General features: G+C 39.0%; 16 protein-coding genes. 7 read left to right on the plus strand and 9 right to left on the minus strand.

Translation table 11 applies throughout. The annotated features are described in order from the left end of the window. Nucleotides 1-6: 6 nt before the first annotated feature. Together bamE and yejK are read right to left on the minus strand one after the other, a co-directional pair. Nucleotides 7-423, minus strand: coding sequence for an outer membrane protein assembly factor BamE (gene bamE / locus O1Q79_RS06405; protein ID WP_386691003.1), 417 nt, complete (start codon nucleotides 421-423; stop codon nucleotides 7-9). 62 nt (nucleotides 424-485) lie between these two features. Beyond that, nucleotides 486-1,505, minus strand: coding sequence for a nucleoid-associated protein YejK (gene yejK / locus O1Q79_RS06410; RefSeq protein WP_386691005.1), 1,020 nt, complete (start codon nucleotides 1,503-1,505; stop codon nucleotides 486-488). A gap of 110 nt (nucleotides 1,506-1,615) precedes the next feature. On the opposite strand from yejK, the gene O1Q79_RS06415 reads away from it, so the two are divergent. Continuing rightward, nucleotides 1,616-1,837 carry a YejL family protein gene (locus O1Q79_RS06415; RefSeq protein ID WP_386690281.1) on the plus strand — a complete coding sequence of 74 codons (222 nt, stop codon included), beginning with the start codon at nucleotides 1,616-1,618 and terminating at the stop codon, nucleotides 1,835-1,837. Between the two features lie 18 nt (nucleotides 1,838-1,855). Beyond that, nucleotides 1,856-3,655 carry a DUF3413 domain-containing protein gene (locus O1Q79_RS06420; protein WP_386691007.1) on the plus strand — a complete coding sequence of 600 codons (1,800 nt, stop codon included), beginning with the start codon at nucleotides 1,856-1,858 and terminating at the stop codon, nucleotides 3,653-3,655. Nucleotides 3,656-3,657: 2 nt separating this feature from the next. Here O1Q79_RS06420 and O1Q79_RS06425 read toward each other — a convergent pair whose 3' ends face one another. From O1Q79_RS06425 to O1Q79_RS06440, 4 genes are all read right to left on the minus strand, one after another. Next, the gene (locus tag O1Q79_RS06425; protein ID WP_386691009.1) at nucleotides 3,658-4,725 is read right to left on the minus strand and encodes a sulfate/molybdate ABC transporter ATP-binding protein; all 1,068 of its coding nucleotides are present in this window, start codon (nucleotides 4,723-4,725) and stop codon (nucleotides 3,658-3,660) included. Nucleotides 4,726-4,757: 32 nt separating this feature from the next. Then, a complete protein-coding gene (gene cysW / locus O1Q79_RS06430; protein WP_386691010.1) occupies nucleotides 4,758-5,573 on the minus strand; it encodes a sulfate ABC transporter permease subunit CysW in 816 nt (271 codons plus the stop codon). A 9-nt stretch (nucleotides 5,574-5,582) separates the two neighbouring features. Further along, a complete protein-coding gene (gene cysT, locus O1Q79_RS06435; RefSeq protein ID WP_132301930.1) occupies nucleotides 5,583-6,392 on the minus strand; it encodes a sulfate ABC transporter permease subunit CysT in 810 nt (269 codons plus the stop codon). 191 nt (nucleotides 6,393-6,583) lie between these two features. Then, a complete protein-coding gene (locus O1Q79_RS06440) occupies nucleotides 6,584-7,591 on the minus strand; it encodes a sulfate ABC transporter substrate-binding protein (RefSeq protein WP_386691013.1) in 1,008 nt (335 codons plus the stop codon). A 318-nt stretch (nucleotides 7,592-7,909) separates the two neighbouring features. On the opposite strand from O1Q79_RS06440, the gene O1Q79_RS06445 reads away from it, so the two are divergent. Genes O1Q79_RS06445 through O1Q79_RS06455 form a run of 3 tightly spaced genes read left to right on the plus strand, consistent with a single transcriptional unit; the run spans nucleotide 7,910 to nucleotide 10,910 of the window. Next, on the plus strand, nucleotides 7,910-8,644 hold the full coding sequence (locus tag O1Q79_RS06445; protein WP_132301934.1) for a phosphoadenylyl-sulfate reductase: 735 nt from the start codon (nucleotides 7,910-7,912) through the stop codon (nucleotides 8,642-8,644). 24 nt (nucleotides 8,645-8,668) lie between these two features. After that, a complete protein-coding gene (cysD, locus tag O1Q79_RS06450; RefSeq protein WP_386691017.1) occupies nucleotides 8,669-9,589 on the plus strand; it encodes a sulfate adenylyltransferase subunit CysD in 921 nt (306 codons plus the stop codon). 31 nt (nucleotides 9,590-9,620) lie between these two features. Continuing rightward, nucleotides 9,621-10,910: a sulfate adenylyltransferase subunit 1 gene (locus O1Q79_RS06455; protein ID WP_132301938.1), complete on the plus strand. Its 1,290-nt coding sequence runs from the start codon at nucleotides 9,621-9,623 to the stop codon at nucleotides 10,908-10,910. A 43-nt stretch (nucleotides 10,911-10,953) separates the two neighbouring features. Here O1Q79_RS06455 and pflA read toward each other — a convergent pair whose 3' ends face one another. Beyond that, the gene (gene pflA / locus O1Q79_RS06460) at nucleotides 10,954-11,694 is read right to left on the minus strand and encodes a pyruvate formate lyase 1-activating protein (protein ID WP_132301940.1); all 741 of its coding nucleotides are present in this window, start codon (nucleotides 11,692-11,694) and stop codon (nucleotides 10,954-10,956) included. A gap of 196 nt (nucleotides 11,695-11,890) precedes the next feature. On the opposite strand from pflA, the gene lexA reads away from it, so the two are divergent. After that, nucleotides 11,891-12,529: a transcriptional repressor LexA gene (gene lexA, locus O1Q79_RS06465; RefSeq protein WP_132301942.1), complete on the plus strand. Its 639-nt coding sequence runs from the start codon at nucleotides 11,891-11,893 to the stop codon at nucleotides 12,527-12,529. 77 nt (nucleotides 12,530-12,606) lie between these two features. On the opposite strand, the gene menD is transcribed toward lexA, so the two are convergent. Then, nucleotides 12,607-14,316, minus strand: a complete 1,710-nt coding sequence (menD, locus tag O1Q79_RS06470) for a 2-succinyl-5-enolpyruvyl-6-hydroxy-3-cyclohexene-1-carboxylic-acid synthase (RefSeq protein WP_386691022.1) — start codon at nucleotides 14,314-14,316, stop codon at nucleotides 12,607-12,609. A 36-nt stretch (nucleotides 14,317-14,352) separates the two neighbouring features. Next, a complete protein-coding gene (locus tag O1Q79_RS06475) occupies nucleotides 14,353-15,636 on the minus strand; it encodes an isochorismate synthase MenF (protein ID WP_386691025.1) in 1,284 nt (427 codons plus the stop codon). Between the two features lie 145 nt (nucleotides 15,637-15,781). On the opposite strand from O1Q79_RS06475, the gene O1Q79_RS06480 reads away from it, so the two are divergent. Continuing rightward, nucleotides 15,782-16,996 (plus strand): pyridoxal phosphate-dependent aminotransferase, encoded by a 1,215-nt coding sequence (locus tag O1Q79_RS06480; RefSeq protein ID WP_386691027.1) that lies wholly within the window; start codon nucleotides 15,782-15,784, stop codon nucleotides 16,994-16,996. Nucleotides 16,997-17,009 lie beyond the last annotated feature (13 nt).

Genomic DNA, 17,009 nt, shown 5'->3' on the forward strand with positions numbered 1-17,009 from the left:
TTTCATCTATTTCCAGAACTGCCACCAACGCTTCGTCACATTGCCTTCTGGCGCTTCAATAATGGCGTTATTGACTTCTTGCTTTTCTACGTCTGGTAGGGGTTTATCTAAATCCGTACTCGTCACAATACCCTTGGTATCAAAATTCACAATAAAATTGTGTTGCACAGGATCTTCATAAGCATGTTGTTGTAAATACACATAATACCAAGTGTTATCGCTAAATGGATCGATTAAAACAGGTGTACCTAACAAATATTGCACCTGTTCTTTGGTCATACCCACCTGTACTTTTTGCACCGTGGCGGACTCCAAATAATTACCTTGTGGTACGTCAATACGATAGACAATTTTGTTTACGCCTGAACAAGCTGAAACACTTAACGCAAGGGCGATAGTCGCTGCCATTGATTTTAATTGCATTTTTCTACCTTTTTTCTCTTTTTATAATCGTGATAATACCGAAACTCTTGTCAGTTGCCAAATTAATTTTGATTTTTTAAATTACGCTGCAACTGATCTCGCAAATTTGCTGGTAAGCCTTTAATGGTGATGGTATCGTTTTGTTCATCCCAAATAATGCGATGATTGATTAACTCCACATCAAAACTAAGTGTCACCCCTTTGCCTGAACCTGAAAATTTAGCTAAGGCTTTCAATGTCGCAGGTACAGGAGGAATTTGCTCAGCTAAATCATAATCCTGCTGTTGAGTAAACTCCACAAAAGGACGTTCATTTAGAGTCGGTAATTCTTCGGAAAGTTCCCGTAATTCAATCTCATCCCCTGAATTTATTTGCCCTTTGCAATAATCAAATACTTGCTTTTTTACCGCTTGGGTTTGTTCACTGTTTAACTCACCTTGTTCACAATAATCGCTTACCGCTTGCAATAAACATTGGTTTTGCACTTTTGGATTCAAACCTTCTTCTGCACCTAAAAAATCCATAAAGAAATCGCTGATTTTGCGTCCGACTCGTCCTTTAATAAAGGTGAGGTAACGATCAGAATTGGCGTTAATACGTAAATCCGTTAAATTAATTCGTGCAGCAATATCAAATTGATTAATATTCAAATATTGCGTACGGTGAATTTCCAATTTCTCGTCCACCAACATACTCACACGACTGTCTAACAAAGCAATAAACAAATAATCCGTCGCTAAAAAATTATACTGGCACAATACAAATGTGCCACTTTCTGCAAAAGGATATTTGCTTAATTCAGCGGCTAGTAATTGCGTGGATTGGTAACTAAAGGGGAGAAAATCTGTTTCTTTTTCCAGCAAACGATTCAATGCTTGAGCAAAAATCGATTGCTCTTTAAAGATTCCATAGCCTTTGGCTTTACTTTGATACACCTGATGCAATTCCAACATTAACTGCTCCACTTCGGGTGTAATCGGCAATAATGCTTCACGTAAAACGCTTTCTAGTGCAATTTGATCCGTTTCAGTCGGATTTTTAATAATTTGATGTAATACAATTTGATTAACGGTGATGCTCATTTTTTCTGCTTTGTCATTTGGAAATAGTAAAAATCCTGTTAATTATAACCGCACTTTAGCTAAAAATGTGGTAGTATTTGCGAAATACATTGTTAAAAATTAACGTTATTATGGCAACCAACTCAAAATATCAAGATAAACAAGTAGATGCAATCCTAAATGAAATGATCGCAGTGTTTGAAAAACATCAAGCTCCAGTAGATTTGTCTTTAATGGTGTTAGGCAATATGGTGACTAATTTACTGATCAGCAGTGTTGGCAAAACTCAACAAATTGCGTTAGCACAAGCCTTTTCTGATGCGTTAATCAATTCCATTAAAACAGCGAAATAACAAAGTTAAGAGTGCGTTATGTTTTGGATTAAAAATGGCAGACAATACCGTGAACAAACTTCCCAAAAAATTTCTTGGGGACATTGGTTTGCTTTTTTTAATATTATTTGGGCGGTGGCTATCGGCTCTCGCTATGCCTTTTTAATTGATTGGCCTCATACCTTTCTAGGCAGACTTTATTTCTTTATCAGTATGTTAGGGCATTTCAGTTTTATTGCTTTTGGGTGCTATTTATTAGTGCTATTTCCGCTCAGTTTTATCATCAAAAATGAACGTACTTTTCGTGGCGTAAGCGTAATTATTGCCACCATTGCCACCACGTTATTATTGGTAGATACGGAAGTTTTCTCTCGCTTTAATTTGCATTTATCTTCTGTGGTTTGGAATTTATTAGTTAATCCTGAGAACGGAGAACTCTCGCGTGATTGGCAAATTTTCTTCACCCCGATGCCACTCATGCTATTAGCTCAAATGCTGTTTTCTCGTTGGGCGTGGTATAAATTACGCAGTTTAGAACGACAAAAATGGATTCGTGGCGTAGGTATTATGCTGACGGGGCTATTTATCACCACCCATTTAATGTACGCTTGGGCAGATGCCTATTTATACCGCCCGATTACCATGCAAAAATCTAATTTCCCATTATCTTATCCGATGACAGCTCGGACATTTTTAGAAAAACACGGCTTATTAGATAAACAGCAATATGAAATCAAATTAGATCAGGAAGGTCGTCCTGATTCACCAATGATTAACTATCCAAAACACGCCTTAAGCTATAATAATGTGGCAAATAAAGCTAACTTATTAATTATCACCGTATCTGGTTTACGCCAAGATGCAGTGCAAAAAGAAAAAATGCCCGCTTTAACTGAATTTGCACAGCAGGCAACTCAATTTACGAATCATTACACCACTGGCAACAACAGTAATTCTGCTATTGTTGGCTTATTCTATGGTTTAAATGCTAACTATACAGATAGCCTGCTAAACAATAAAAAAACCTCTGTGCTAATTGAAAAAATGCAACAAGATAATTATCAGTTTGGCTTATTTTCTGCGACTAATTTTAAACCAAGTATTTTCAGACAAGCATTATTCCATCAAATTAAATTGCCGAAAAATACTTCAAACAAGAGAAAAATTGATAATCTAAGTGCGGTGAAAAATTGGCAAGTTTGGTTTGAGCAAAGATCTGTAGATCAGGCTTGGTTTAGCTATTTGAATTTAGATGTGGGTGAATTAACTCGTCAACAGCATTTGCCGACATTAGAGCAAGAACAACAATTTTATACTCAACAATTAAGTCAATTAGATCAGCAAATTAATTCTGTTCTCACCACTTTAAAAGCACACAATACCTTAGAGAATACAGCGGTAATTATCACAGGTGAACAGGGTTATTCATTCCAGAAAACTGATGATGAACTGCTAAATTATTTTGCACCAGAAGCAATTCAAGTACCGATGATTGTCGCATGGAAAGAACTCAATACAGGTGTCGAAGATAAGCTCACCAGCCACATGGATGTCATTCCTGCACTCATGCACGATCTATTTTATGTGAAAAACACGGATGCAGATTACACCCAAGGGCATAATTTATTTAACCAAACTCAATCATTCAATGAATGGGTATTAGTGGCAAATTATCGTTGGGATGTTATTATCACGCCTGACGGAACACAGTATCATATTGATAACAAAGGAAACTATCAAAAATATAACCGCACTTATCAAAAAGTGGTATCTCGCCGACCACCATTAGGATTATTCCTTGATGTGTATCAGCAAAATTCAAGTTTTTTTGAGAAATAGGGTTAAATCATAAATTCTACCAATTCATCTTGCAAGAAGTAATTTAATAATTGCGGTTGCATATAGACATCATCGCCGACAGTAAATTTTTCGCGCTCGAATTGTGTATAGCTGATAGAAAGCTCAATAGGATCATTTTTTATATGATGCACTTCTAACTGAACCGTTGGACCTGTAGTATGAACGCGTATAATTTTACCTTTAATACTATTTTTCACCGGTGCTTTTGTTACCGCCATTTCATGCGGACGAACATAAACAACCACATGAGCCGACGTAGTTTGGGTCACTTTTTGCTGAAAATCGTCAACATGTAATATGCCTTGATGAATATAACCATCAAGTAAATTCATATCCCCAAGGAATTGTGCCGCAAAATAGCTTTGTGGGTGTTTGTACACCTGTTCCGGTGTGCCGATTTGTTCGATTTTACCTTCGTTCATTAGGATAATTTTATCTGCCACTTCAAGAGCTTCGTCTTGGTCATGGGTGACGAAAATGCTGGTAACGTGGATTTCTTTGTGAAATTCTCGCAACCAGCGACGTAAATCTTTACGTACTTTCGCATCCAATGCGCCAAAGGGTTCGTCTAATAATAACACTTTAGGTTCAGTGGCAATGGCTCTGGCTAATGCCACACGTTGCCGTTGCCCGCCTGAAAGTTGATCAGGATAGCGTTTTTCAATATGTTCTAACTGAATTAATTCAAGCAAATTTTTCACTTTAGCTTGAATTTCTTGATTCGATAAACGCTGAGACTTTGGTTTCATGCGTAACCCAAAGGAAATATTATCTGATACGGTCATATGACGAAATAAAGCATAATGTTGAAACACAAAACCAATGTCTCGCTGTTGAGCAGAAAGCCCTGTCACATCTTGCTGATCAAATAAAATTTGTCCTGAACTCGCCGTTTCCAGCCCAGCAATAATGCGCAATAAAGTGGTTTTACCACAGCCTGATTGACCTAACAGTGCGGTTAATTCACCCTCCTTTATGTCAACGTTAATATCATGTAATGCCTGAAATTGCCCGAAAGATTTGTTAATTTGCTTAATATGAATAGTCATTCAATATTCCCCACAATATAAATTAAACTGCCCTAATGGGCTAATTTACGTTCTGTCCATTGACGAACAAAAAGTAAAATTAAAGATAATGCTAACAATAAAATCGCCACGGAAAACGCCGCCACGATATTATATTCGTTGTATAAAATTTCAATATGTAACGGCAGCGTATTGGTGTAGCCACGAATATGTCCAGAAACCACTGACACCGCCCCGAATTCGCCCAGCGAACGTGCAGTACACAGCACCACGCCATGTAATAACGCCCATTTGATATTCGGTAAAGTGACATGATAAAAAATTTGCCAACCATTTGCGCCTAACACGGTAGCGGCTTCTTCTTCACCGATACCTTGTGCTTCCATAATCGGAATAAGCTCTCTAGCGACAAAAGGAACAGAAACAAAAATAGTCGCTAAAATAATTCCCGGAATAGCATAAACAATTTGAAAATCAATTGATTGTAAATGAGGATAGAGTTTACTTTGTGCACCAAATAGCAAGACATAAATCAATCCAGCCACCACAGGAGAAGTGGAAAAGGGTAAATCAATTAAGGTGAGCAAAAATTGTCTGCCACGAAATTGGTATTTGGTAATCGTCCATGCCGCTGCTACACCAAACGTAATATTAAGAGGTACGGCAATACCTGCGGCGATCAAGGTTAATTTTAAGGCTGCAATCGTGTCGGCTTCGTTAATGGCTTGCCAAAAATCAGGAAAACCTTTGGCGAGCCCTTGCGTGATCACGGTAATCAGTGGTAATACCAGCAAAACGCCGAATAGAGTCAATGCCAGTAAAATCAAAAAACATTCCGAAAGAGTTCGAGTAGAAGAAGATGATGACATAGGACTTCCTTATTTGGTTCGTTGCGCAAAATAACGCTGAATTTGGTTAATCATAAATAGCAATACAAAGGAAATCACTAGCATTAACACGCCTATGGTGGCTGCCCCCACATAATCATATTGATCCAATTTTGCCACAATCAACAGGGGTAAAATTTCCGTTTTAAAGGGAATATTACCTGAAATAAACACCACTGAACCATATTCCCCTACGCCTCGTGCAAAAGCAAGGGTAAAGCCTGTAATCCAAGCTGGCAACAGGGCAGGAAAAATCACATGACGAAAAGTTTGAAAACGACTTGCGCCTAAAATATAGGCGGCTTCTTCGGTTTCTTTCGGCAAATCCGCCAACACAGGCTGAATAGTACGCACAACAAAAGGTAAAGTAACAAAAAGTAAAGCGAGGCTAATACCAACAGATGTATAAGCGATTTCAAAATTAAAAAATTGCCCGATAGCACCTTGTTCTGCATAAATACTAGTTAAAGAAATACCAGCCACCGCGGTTGGCAAGGCGAAAGGCATGTCAATAAAGGTATCGATCCAACGTTTGCCCCAAAATTGATAACGCACCAGCACCCACGCCAGCAAAAGTCCAATAACACCATTGGCGACTGCAGCCCAAAAGGCAGTTTTCAAGGACACGCCCAGTGCCAGCAATAATTGACGACTGCTCACCAATTTCCACAATTGATCCGCTGAAATTTGGGCGGAAAACAGAAACAATCCCGCCAACGGAATCAGCACGACAATGCTTAGAAATGTGATGGAATAACCCAAGGTTAGATTAAACCCCGGAATAATGCGAGTTTGTGCCATAAAAATTTCCGATAATAATGGAATACTCAAAGAAAGAATATAGCTAATGTTAAAATATGCAAAATTTGGTGATATTCGTAACGGAGAACACACGTCCTCCCCCAATTACACTCTGTTAATCAGCACAAAGATACATAGATCTTCCTTTACATATAAATAACTTAGCTATATTCATAACCTATATAAAAAAACTACTGGTGAATCTTCTCTAAAATCTTGTCAAAGACACCACCGTCATCAAAATATTTCGGTTGAACCACGTCCCAACCTACACCAAACACATCCTTGAGATAGAATAATTTCACATCCGCAAAGGTGCTGCTAAATTCTTTTAAGATTTCAGGGTTGGTTGGTCGATAGTAGTTTTTAGCTATCACACGTTGTGCGTCATCGCTATACAGGTATTTCAAATAGGCTTCCGCTTCTTTGCGAGTACCTTTTTTATCTACCACGGAATCTACTACGGCAACAGGTGGCTCTGCCACAATAGAAATGCTTGGAGTCACGATTTCAAGTTGGTCGCCGCCTTCTTCATTTAAGGCTAAATAGGCTTCGTTTTCCCATGCCAGCAATACATCACCTTTTTTACGTTGTACGAAAGTCATTGTCGCACCACGTGCACCAGTATCTAACACTGGCGTTTGCTTGTATATTTGGGTGACAAAATCCAATGCTTTTTCATCTGAACCGTATTTTTCTTTAGCAAACGCCCAAGCAGCCAAGAAGTTCCAACGTGCACCACCAGATGTTTTCGGATTCGGAGTAATCACTTCTAATTTGTCATCTTTGGTTAAATCATCCCAATCTTTGATATTTTTCGGATTGCCTTTACGTACCAAGAATACGATAGTCGATGTATAAGGCGTACTGTTGTGTGCCAAACGTTCTTGCCATTTTGGATCAAGTAATTGTCGATTACTGTTTAAAGCATCAATATCTCCTGACATTGCCAACGTGACGACATCAGCTTGTAAGCCATCAATTACAGAACGTGCTTGTTTGCTTGAGCCACCGTGGGAAGCTTTAATGGTAATTTTCTCCCCCGTTTCTTTTTCCCAGTGCTGTTCAAATAACGTATTGTATTCTTTATATAGTTCACGAGTCGGATCGTAAGATACATTAAGTAAGTCTTTTGCATACGCAGAACTAACCAAGGTAGCTAGTATGGTTGCAGTTAATAATTTTTTAGCAAATTTCATAATGTTCTCCCGCAAGATAAGGTTGTAAAGGTCAAAAAATAGTTGAATATATTTCGCTACAAATTTAGCGTAGTTGAGAATGTAACGAGAAATTTTGTTTTTGCAAAAGAATTAAAAATTTTATTTTATTTCTTTTTGGAATAAGATGAAAAACAGAGTATTTATATTAATAATATATTTATTTTTTATTCTAAAAAGAAATAACCTATGCGTATTTATTATTTTAAAACTGTGCAGGTTATTTTTAAAATACCCTGTAATTATTAAGGGCATCTGTCTGCTCTGGTTTAATTTATTTTTTTATTTTAGTGGGGAAATATGTCTTTTTTAAAACCTGATCTATGGAAAATTCCACGCTTAGATGCGCGAGATTTTGCCAAAATTACAGAAAAAGAAACCGCACTTTTTCAACGTATTGCGCAAATTGCGCAGCATCAACAAAATGCCAAATTTGCCAGTAGCCTTGCGGTGGAAGATATGGTTATTACCGATGTGATTGCCAAAAGCAAGGCCAAAATTGTGGTATTTACCCTTGAAACTGGGCGATTAAATCCAGAAACCCTTGAATTAGTGGATATGGTAAAAACCAATTATCCTGATCTTGATTTTCAACTGTACACACCAAACTCTGAAAAAGCCCTTGCTTATGATGAGCAAAAGGGACGCTATGCTTTTTATGAAAGTGTGGAATTACGCCGTGAATGTTGTTTTATTCGCAAAATTGAGCCCTTAAATCGAGCGTTGCAAGATGCGGATTGTTGGCTAACCGGGCAACGTCGTGAACAATCAGTGACACGTACCGAATTACCGTTTCACGAACAAGATGAAAGTCGCGGGATTGATAAATATAATCCGATTTTTGATTGGTCAGAATTGGACGTTTGGGCGTATATTTTGAAATATGATATTCCCTACAATCGCTTGTACCAACAGGGTTATCCAAGTATTGGTTGCGAGCCTTGCACGAAAGCGGTGAAGGTAGGTGAAGATATTCGGGCCGGTCGCTGGTGGTGGGAAAATAAAGACAGTAAAGAATGTGGCTTGCATAAATAATAGCATTAAATAAAAGGAAAACTTATGACACAACAAATTGAAAACGGGCATTTAGATTGGCTGGAAGCGGAATCGATTTATATTATTCGTGAAGTGGTGGCAGAATGTAGCCATCCAGCTCTGTTGTTTTCAGGGGGAAAAGACTCAGTAGTTTTATTAGCATTAGCTCGCAAAGCATTCCAACTGGAAGGGCGTGAATTGGTGTTGCCTTTTCCTTTGGTGCATATTGACACGGGGCATAATTATCCTGAAGTCATTCAATTTCGTGATGAGCAAGTGAAAAAACTCAATGCTCATTTGGTTGTGGGACATGTGGAAGAATCAATTGCCAAAGGTACGGTAGTATTACGCAAAGAAACCGACTCTCGCAATGCTGCACAAGCCGTAACACTGTTAGAAACCATTGAAGCCAATGGTTTTGATGCGTTAATGGGAGGTGCCAGACGGGATGAAGAAAAAGCCCGTGCCAAAGAACGCATTTTTTCTTTCCGTGATGAATTTGGACAATGGGATCCCAAAGCACAACGCCCAGAGCTTTGGTCACTGTATAACGCAAAATTACACAAAGGTGAGAATATGCGAGTGTTCCCAATTTCTAACTGGACGGAATTAGATATTTGGCAATATATTGAACGAGAAAAACTTGAACTACCACCGATTTACTATGCTCATCAACGTGAAGTGGTAGAACGTCACGGTTTACTCGTGCCGGTCACGCCATTAACGCCCAAACGACCTAATGAACAAAGTGAATGGCGTTCTGTACGCTTTAGAACCGTCGGTGATATTAGCTGTACTTGCCCTGTTGCCAGTACGGCGAGTACGCCAAGTGAGATTATTAAAGAAACCGCTGTCGCGGAAATTTCCGAACGTTCTGCCACACGAATGGACGATCGCACTAGCGAAGCTGCCATGGAACAACGTAAAAAACAAGGTTATTTTTAACCGCACTTTACCCAAAAAAGGAAGACAGAATATGACCCAAACCACTATTAATCAATATGCTCCACTGCGTTTTATCACTGCTGGCAGTGTAGATGACGGTAAAAGTACCCTGATCGGTCGATTATTATATGATAGTAAAGCCCTATTAAGTGACCAATTATTAAGCCTAGATAAATCCAAAAATAATGGTGAAGTAATTGATTTTTCGATTCTTACCGATGGATTAGAAGCCGAACGTGAACAAGGTATCACTATTGATGTGGCGTATCGCTATTTTTCCACAGCAAAACGCAAATTTATTATTGCTGACACACCGGGACATGAACAATATACCCGCAATATGGTGACGGGTGCATCCACAGCCGCAGCAGCAGTTATCTTAATTGATGCCACCCAACTTGATTTTGCTCAAGCAGAATTACAATTATTACCCCAAACAAAACGTCATTCTGCCATTTTAAAACATCTGGGTACACCCCATATTTTGGTCGCCGTCAATAAAATGGATTTGCTTGATTTTGATCAACACAAATTTAATGCGATTGTCATGGCTTACCATAAACTAGCCAATCAACTTGCGATTAATAATGTACAGTTTGTACCAGTATCTGCGTTACAAGGGGATAATATCGTCCATAAAAGCGAGCGCACACCATGGTATCAAGGTGAAGCCTTATTAACCATTTTAGAAAATTTACCTAGCAATGAAAATCTTTCCACTCAACCACAAGACTTCCATTTTCCAGTCCAATTGGTCAGTCGGTTAGATCAAGATAAAGCCGATGATTTCCGTGGTTATCAAGGACGTATTGAAGCCGGTTCAATCAAAACCGGTGACAAAGTACGTATTGAACCAAATGGTTATATTTCTCAAGTGGTCGAGATTATTAGCCCAAATGGCATTGTGCAACAAGCTTTTGCTGGTGAACAGGTGACAATTCGTTTAGCCGATGATATTGATATTTCTCGTGGGGATAGTTTTGTGGCGGAAAATTCAACAACTCAATCCACCCAAGCACTAACAGCAACCCTTTGCTGGTTTGATCAACGTCCATTAAATCTGGCACGGAAATATTTATTAAAACACAGTACGCAAACCGTGTTTGCCAAAGTTAGTCAGATCGATCATGTGTTAGATGTGAAAACATTAAGTAAGTCCCATGAATCAGAACAATTCATCCTCAATGATATTGGTGAAGTACAAATTAAATTACAAAAACCCATTACCGCGACTACTTATGCAAGAAACCCCGCTACGGGCTCTTTTATTTTAATTGATGAAGCAACCTATCACACAATAGCTGCTGGCATGATTCTCTAGTGTCATATGAAAATACCGAGTATTATTAAAACTCGGTATTTTATTAAAACTTCACAATATGTCCATATCCTTCTAAAATTTGCTGAATATGCCCGAGGCTTTCTTTCGTCGGTGGTAACACATCTTCTAGCTCATATTCCACCCCTAAGGTTTTCCATTTATGTGCTCCAAGACGGTGGTATGGCAATAATTCCACTTTTTCAATGTTCGTCATGCCTTCAATAAATTGTCCTAACAAATGCACGTCTTCATCCGCATCTGTATAGCCTGGCACCACCACATAACGTACCCAAGTGGGAATATTGCGTTTTTGTAAATATTTAGCAAATTCAAGGGTACGTTTATTCGGCACGCCAATCAAATTTTGGTGAATTTTATCGTTAAGCTGTTTTAAATCCAATAAAACTAAATCAGTAACATCTAATAATTCATCAATCACTGGCGTATAAGCACGTACAAAACCGTTAGTATCTAAGCAGGTATTAATGCTTTCTGCTTTACAAGCACGGAACCAATCACGCACAAATTCTGCTTGTAAAATAGCTTCCCCGCCCGATGCTGTCACACCGCCCCCCGTAGCGTTCATAAAATGTTTATAGCTCACCACCTCTTTCATTAATTCTTCAACCGTGATCTCACGACCGCCATCCAAGTCCCAAGTATCACGGTTATGGCAATACTTACAACGCATCAAACAGCCTTGCATAAACAAAATAAAACGAATCCCCGGTCCATCCACCGTGCCACAAGACTCAAACGAGTGAATACGTCCTAATACAGACATTAAAACTTCCTTAGATAATCAAAAATATTTGAGAAATTGTAACAAAATTTTAAGTGCTTTTCAGAAAAATTTGCGATATTACGTTCATTTACTTGCTCTCGTGAGAAAAAACAAACTTTTCTATTGCAATTTATCTCAGTCTGTATATAATTTCACTTAAACTGTACGAAATAACATAAAAAGGAAAGGGAACGTTATGAGAACTTTAAGCAAAAATTTAACCATTCGCCAACAGGAAGTCTACGACTTCTTAAAGCATCACCTTGAAACTGCTGGCGTACCACCAACCCGTGCAGAAATTTCAAGAGAATTAGGCTTTAAATCGCCTAATGCCGCCGAAGAACATTTGAAAGCCTTAGCCCGTAAAGGGGCAATTGAAATGGTGCCGGGAATGTCCCGTGGTATTCGTTTACTGCTTTCGTCTAATGATGAAGACGAAATAGAAGGTTTACCATTAATCGGTCGTGTCGCTGCCGGTGAACCAATTTTAGCAGAACAACATATTGAAGGCACTTACAAAGTAGATCCTGAGATGTTCAAACCACAAGCGGACTTTTTACTCAAAGTGAGCGGGCAATCCATGAAAGATATCGGTATCTTAGATGGCGACCTATTAGCCGTACACAGCACTAAAGATGTACGGAATGGTCAAGTCATCGTAGCTCGCATTGAAGACGAAGTGACAGTTAAACGTTTGGAACGTAAAGGTGATGTCATTTATTTACACCCAGAAAATGAAGAATTCGAACCGATTGTTGTCAATTTACGGGAACAAGAACAATTTGAAGTAGAAGGCATTGCCGTCGGTATTATTCGCAATAATGCTTGGATGTAAATAAGCATAATGTTACATAACTTCGCTATATAAGAAAAGGTGAAAAATAATTTTCACCTTTCTCATTCAAAAACCATTTAAGTGCCTATCACTGCATAACTAATTTGTTCAATCAAGCGTTTATAAATATTACTACCATCACTCGGGTTTACTTTAATTTCAATCACAGTGGTCTCTTTACGTGAATAAGCTTGTTTTAACACCGAACCTAAATCTGCCCATGTGTAAGGGCGTGCATATTTTAAATCAAACATGGAAGCCGCTTGAGCAAATTCTGCTTGATGTGGTAAACGATAGAATGCATTTTTAACATCTTGTTCTACTGGCAACATATCAAAAATGGCACCGCCATTATTATTAATAATAAAAATCACCGTTGGCTGACTTACTTTTTTGAATAATGCCAATGAATTAATATCATACAAGGCTGACATATCACCTAATACAACTGCCACGGGTTGATGACCACCAATCCCCACACCCACCGCTGTCGCTAATAAACCGTCAATACCACTGGCACCGCGGTTAGTATAAACCGGATAACTATCTGATAATTTGGCTAACGCATCTACTAATCGTACAAATAAACTGTTACCTAAAAACAACGCACAATTTTTCGGTAAAATGCGTTCAATATGATGTGCTAAAGATGCTTCGTTTAATCCACCGCCCACTTGTTGTTCAATAAAACCGGCACAGAAGTTAGACAACGCCAAGGGTTCAAGTAACCAAGATTTTTGCCGTAATGCTGGATGAGCTCGTAACCAATGATGTACTTTGGCATGAAAACGTATCTGTTGATGATGATGGGGATCCACACGTTCTATGCTTTCTTCTACCACCCAAAAAGCCCCCTTAAAACTGGCTAATAATTGGTTAATCCGCTTGCTCACAAAACGTGAACCAAATTGCACCACAATATCTGCATGTAATAATTTTTCTCGCACCGTTTTATTGGCTAACCAAATATCCGCATAAGGTAAACTCGGCTCTACATTGGATTGAACATCGGTTAACAAAATCCAACCTAGGCTATCCGCCCAGTTTTTCACACCCATAGCTTGTTTCTGCGGTAACTGTCCCACCACCACAATACCTTTTTTCGTCCGCCAATCGTCCCAATGTTCATGCATTATCACTTCTTGTTGCACATGTTGATGTTCCGACCACGTTTTCGTTTGAAGCAACCAACGTTGAACCGGTGCTAACCAAGTATGGCTATCAATTTCACTCACTTGAGCGTCATACAGCGGCTCCGCAAAAGGTACATTAATATGCACCACACCCGCTTGTCCAGTTTGTTTATAACAGGCCTGATCCAAGGTTGAAACTAACCATTTCACCGCATAATCTTGACTTGGGCGTGGCAAATTGACCGTTGCAACAGGATAATGCGCAAACATATTGGCTTGTAAAATGGCTTGATTTGCACCGCACTCTAATAATTCATCAGGTCGATCGGCAGTTAATACAATTAAATTGACCGCACTTTGACGAGCTTCAATAATGGCTGGATATAAATTGGCAGCTGCCGTACCGGAGGTCACAATCACCGCAACCGGTGTTTGACTTGATTTCGCCAATCCGAGAGCAAAAAAGCCTAAACCACGTTCATCAAAATGCGTATGGCAAATGGCTTTACCGTTAGTTTGTAAACGTACTGCTTCTAAGGTTAAAGGGGTTGAACGCGACCCCGGGGCAATACAAAAATGTTGTACACCTTGACGAATCAGGCTTTCTAAAATCACTTTCGACCAACAACGGTTAAAGGTACTCACTGCTGACATATTGCTCTCCGTTTTTAATATTTTGGGCTAATGCATTTATTCAATGGTTAATAAGCTTAATAAACTTGATGCTTTACGTTCAATTTCTTTCCATTCTAACAGGGGAACCGAACCCTCCACAATGCCTGCACCAGCAAAAATACGAATTTTACTTTGTTCGCCTTGCTGTTCAATAAAAGCAGAACGAATAGCCACACAAAATTCTGCTTGCAATTTTCGCATAATACCTAACGTACCGGCATACCAACTGCGGTCAAAATTTTCAGTTTTTTGCAAAAATTGCACCGCACTTTGCTGAGGTAAACCAGATACGGCAGCACTTGGATGAATGGTTTGCAAACAGACCCCATCCGCTACGTTATTTTTTAACTCCGCCTGAATACAACGGCGTAAATGTTGCACTTGACGTAACTGTTTCACTTCCACATCACATACTGCAATGTGATTCACATAAGGCTGTAGATTCTCGCAAATGCCTTGCACCACTAAGCGATTTTCGTGATCGTTTTTGCGATCGTTTAATAACCAGTCCGTCTGCTGTTGATTATATTGTGGATTATCGGTAATCGTCGCTGTACCTGCCAAAGCTTCAGTTTGTATATGCTGACCTTGGCGGGTATATAAACGCTCAGGCGTTGATCCTACAAAGGCACATTCTGCTTGTTCTGCCAATAAAAAATGATAACAGCCAGTATTTTGTTGTTCACTCTCCGCTAAAAAATCTTTTGCATCAATAGGTTGGTCAGACAAAAATTCCGTTTGATTGGCCAGCACGACCTTACTCAAATGCCCTTGTTTAATCTCTGCCAACCCTTGTTCAATCCAGTTAGTCCAGACTTCAGTATTCGCCTTTTGTCCGATTTTATGTACCACTTGCTTAACCGATTGAAGTGCGGTGAATTTTTCTAAAGTTTTTGCGGCTTGTAAACAGGCGTGCTGTTCTGTGGCAAAGTCCTGCTGATTATCAAAGTAGATCGTCACATGCAAGATATTATCGACATTTTCTAATAATAACCTTGGCAACCAAAATTTGGCTTGTTTACTAAAGGTCAATCCACCGACAAGGGGCAAGTCTTGCTGTTGTACAAACTGTTGAGCCATCTTTTCATCAGAAAATAACCGCACTCTGCCTAGACTCGCAATAGTGATAGATTCATCACGATAATTTAAGTAAAATTGCGGATACATTTCTTGTGCTTTCAGCCATGCCAATAGTTCCACAGTGAGCCGCATTTCAGATTTAAAATACGTAATCGTAGAAAGTGCAGATAATTTATGGGCTTGAATTTGTTTAATCAAGCCTGAACACAGGTTTTCCATTAAATTTTATTTAAAAATAGTCGTTAAAATAGCGCTTATTCTACCGCAAATAAAAAAAATTTTTTAGTAAATCTTTTTTTCTGTTGAAAATCGGGGTAAAGTGCGATTAGTTTTTGTTATTTTTTCAGCAATCTAAGGACATATTATGGAATTCTTTCCTAAATCAGATAAATTAGAACATGTCTGCTATGATATTCGTGGACCGGTTCATCAAGAAGCACTTCGTTTAGAAGAAGAAGGCAATAAAATTTTAAAACTCAATATTGGTAACCCTGCTCCTTTCGGTTTTGAAGCTCCCGACGAAGTATTAGTGGATATTTTACGCAATCTTCCATCTGCCCAAGGTTATTGTGATTCCAAAGGGATTTACTCCGCCCGTAAAGCTATTGTGCAATATTATCAATCAAAACATATTTTAGGGGCAACGGTGAATGATGTGTATATCGGCAATGGTGTTTCTGAACTGATTACCATGTCATTGCAAGCCTTGTTGAATAATGGCGATGAAGTATTAATTCCAATGCCTGATTATCCACTTTGGACAGCAGCAGCCACGTTGGCAGGCGGTAAAGCGGTGCATTATATGTGTGATGAATCCTCTGATTGGTTCCCTGATTTAGAAGATATTAAAAGCAAAATTACATCTCGCACCAAAGCTATCGTGGTAATTAATCCAAACAACCCAACGGGTGCAGTATATAGTAAAGAAGTGCTTGAACAAATCGTGGAAATCGCTCGTCAACACGGCTTAATCATTTTCGCCGATGAAATTTACGACAAAATTTTATATGACAATGCGGTTCATCATCACATTGCCGCCCTTGCACCAGATTTATTAACCATTACCTTTAACGGCTTATCTAAAGCCTATCGAGTGGCAGGTTTCCGTCAAGGTTGGATGATTTTAAATGGTCCGAAAAAACACGCTAAAGGTTACATTGAAGGCTTGGATATGCTGGCTTCTATGCGTTTATGTGCCAATCACCCAATGCAACATGCGATTCAAACCGCTCTCGGCGGTTATCAAAGCATTAATGAATATATTTTGCCGGGTGGACGTTTATTGGAACAACGCAACCGTGCTTATGAATTGATTAACCAAATTTCGGGTGTCAGTTGTGTAAAGCCGAACGGTGCCATGTATATGTTCCCGAAAATCGACATCAAAAAATTCAATATTTATGATGATGAGAAAATGGTGTTAGATTTGTTGCGTCAGGAAAAAGTATTATTGGTACACGGTCGTGGTTTCAACTGGCATGCCCCTGATCATTTCCGTATTGTGACACTTCCACATGTTTCCACCTTAGAAGATGCGTTAAGTAAATTCGCACGTTTTTTGGAAAATTATCGGCAATAAGTGACTTTTTGCT

The organism is Lonepinella sp. MS14434 (genome assembly GCF_042468235.1).
Classification (GTDB): Bacteria; Pseudomonadota; Gammaproteobacteria; order Enterobacterales; family Pasteurellaceae; genus Lonepinella.

What these genes read in the sequence shown, in the direction of transcription:
- cysT (WP_132301930.1), bottom strand. Translation starts at nt 6,392, where the DNA reads ATGGCACAAACTCGCATTATTCCGGGGTTTAATCTAACCTTGGGTTAT.
- yejK (WP_386691005.1), bottom strand. Translation starts at nt 1,505, where the DNA reads ATGAGCATCACCGTTAATCAAATTGTATTACATCAAATTATTAAAAAT.
- O1Q79_RS06475 (WP_386691025.1), bottom strand. Translation starts at nt 15,636, where the DNA reads ATGGAAAACCTGTGTTCAGGCTTGATTAAACAAATTCAAGCCCATAAA.
- O1Q79_RS06455 (WP_132301938.1), top strand. Translation starts at nt 9,621, where the DNA reads ATGACCCAAACCACTATTAATCAATATGCTCCACTGCGTTTTATCACT.
- O1Q79_RS06425 (WP_386691009.1), bottom strand. Translation starts at nt 4,725, where the DNA reads ATGACTATTCATATTAAGCAAATTAACAAATCTTTCGGGCAATTTCAG.
- O1Q79_RS06445 (WP_132301934.1), top strand. Translation starts at nt 7,910, where the DNA reads ATGTCTTTTTTAAAACCTGATCTATGGAAAATTCCACGCTTAGATGCG.
- pflA (WP_132301940.1), bottom strand. Translation starts at nt 11,694, where the DNA reads ATGTCTGTATTAGGACGTATTCACTCGTTTGAGTCTTGTGGCACGGTG.
- lexA (WP_132301942.1), top strand. Translation starts at nt 11,891, where the DNA reads ATGAGAACTTTAAGCAAAAATTTAACCATTCGCCAACAGGAAGTCTAC.
- O1Q79_RS06415 (WP_386690281.1), top strand. Translation starts at nt 1,616, where the DNA reads ATGGCAACCAACTCAAAATATCAAGATAAACAAGTAGATGCAATCCTA.
- O1Q79_RS06420 (WP_386691007.1), top strand. Translation starts at nt 1,856, where the DNA reads ATGTTTTGGATTAAAAATGGCAGACAATACCGTGAACAAACTTCCCAA.
- cysW (WP_386691010.1), bottom strand. Translation starts at nt 5,573, where the DNA reads ATGTCATCATCTTCTTCTACTCGAACTCTTTCGGAATGTTTTTTGATT.
- O1Q79_RS06480 (WP_386691027.1), top strand. Translation starts at nt 15,782, where the DNA reads ATGGAATTCTTTCCTAAATCAGATAAATTAGAACATGTCTGCTATGAT.
- cysD (WP_386691017.1), top strand. Translation starts at nt 8,669, where the DNA reads ATGACACAACAAATTGAAAACGGGCATTTAGATTGGCTGGAAGCGGAA.
- menD (WP_386691022.1), bottom strand. Translation starts at nt 14,316, where the DNA reads ATGTCAGCAGTGAGTACCTTTAACCGTTGTTGGTCGAAAGTGATTTTA.
- bamE (WP_386691003.1), bottom strand. Translation starts at nt 423, where the DNA reads ATGCAATTAAAATCAATGGCAGCGACTATCGCCCTTGCGTTAAGTGTT.
- O1Q79_RS06440 (WP_386691013.1), bottom strand. Translation starts at nt 7,591, where the DNA reads ATGAAATTTGCTAAAAAATTATTAACTGCAACCATACTAGCTACCTTG.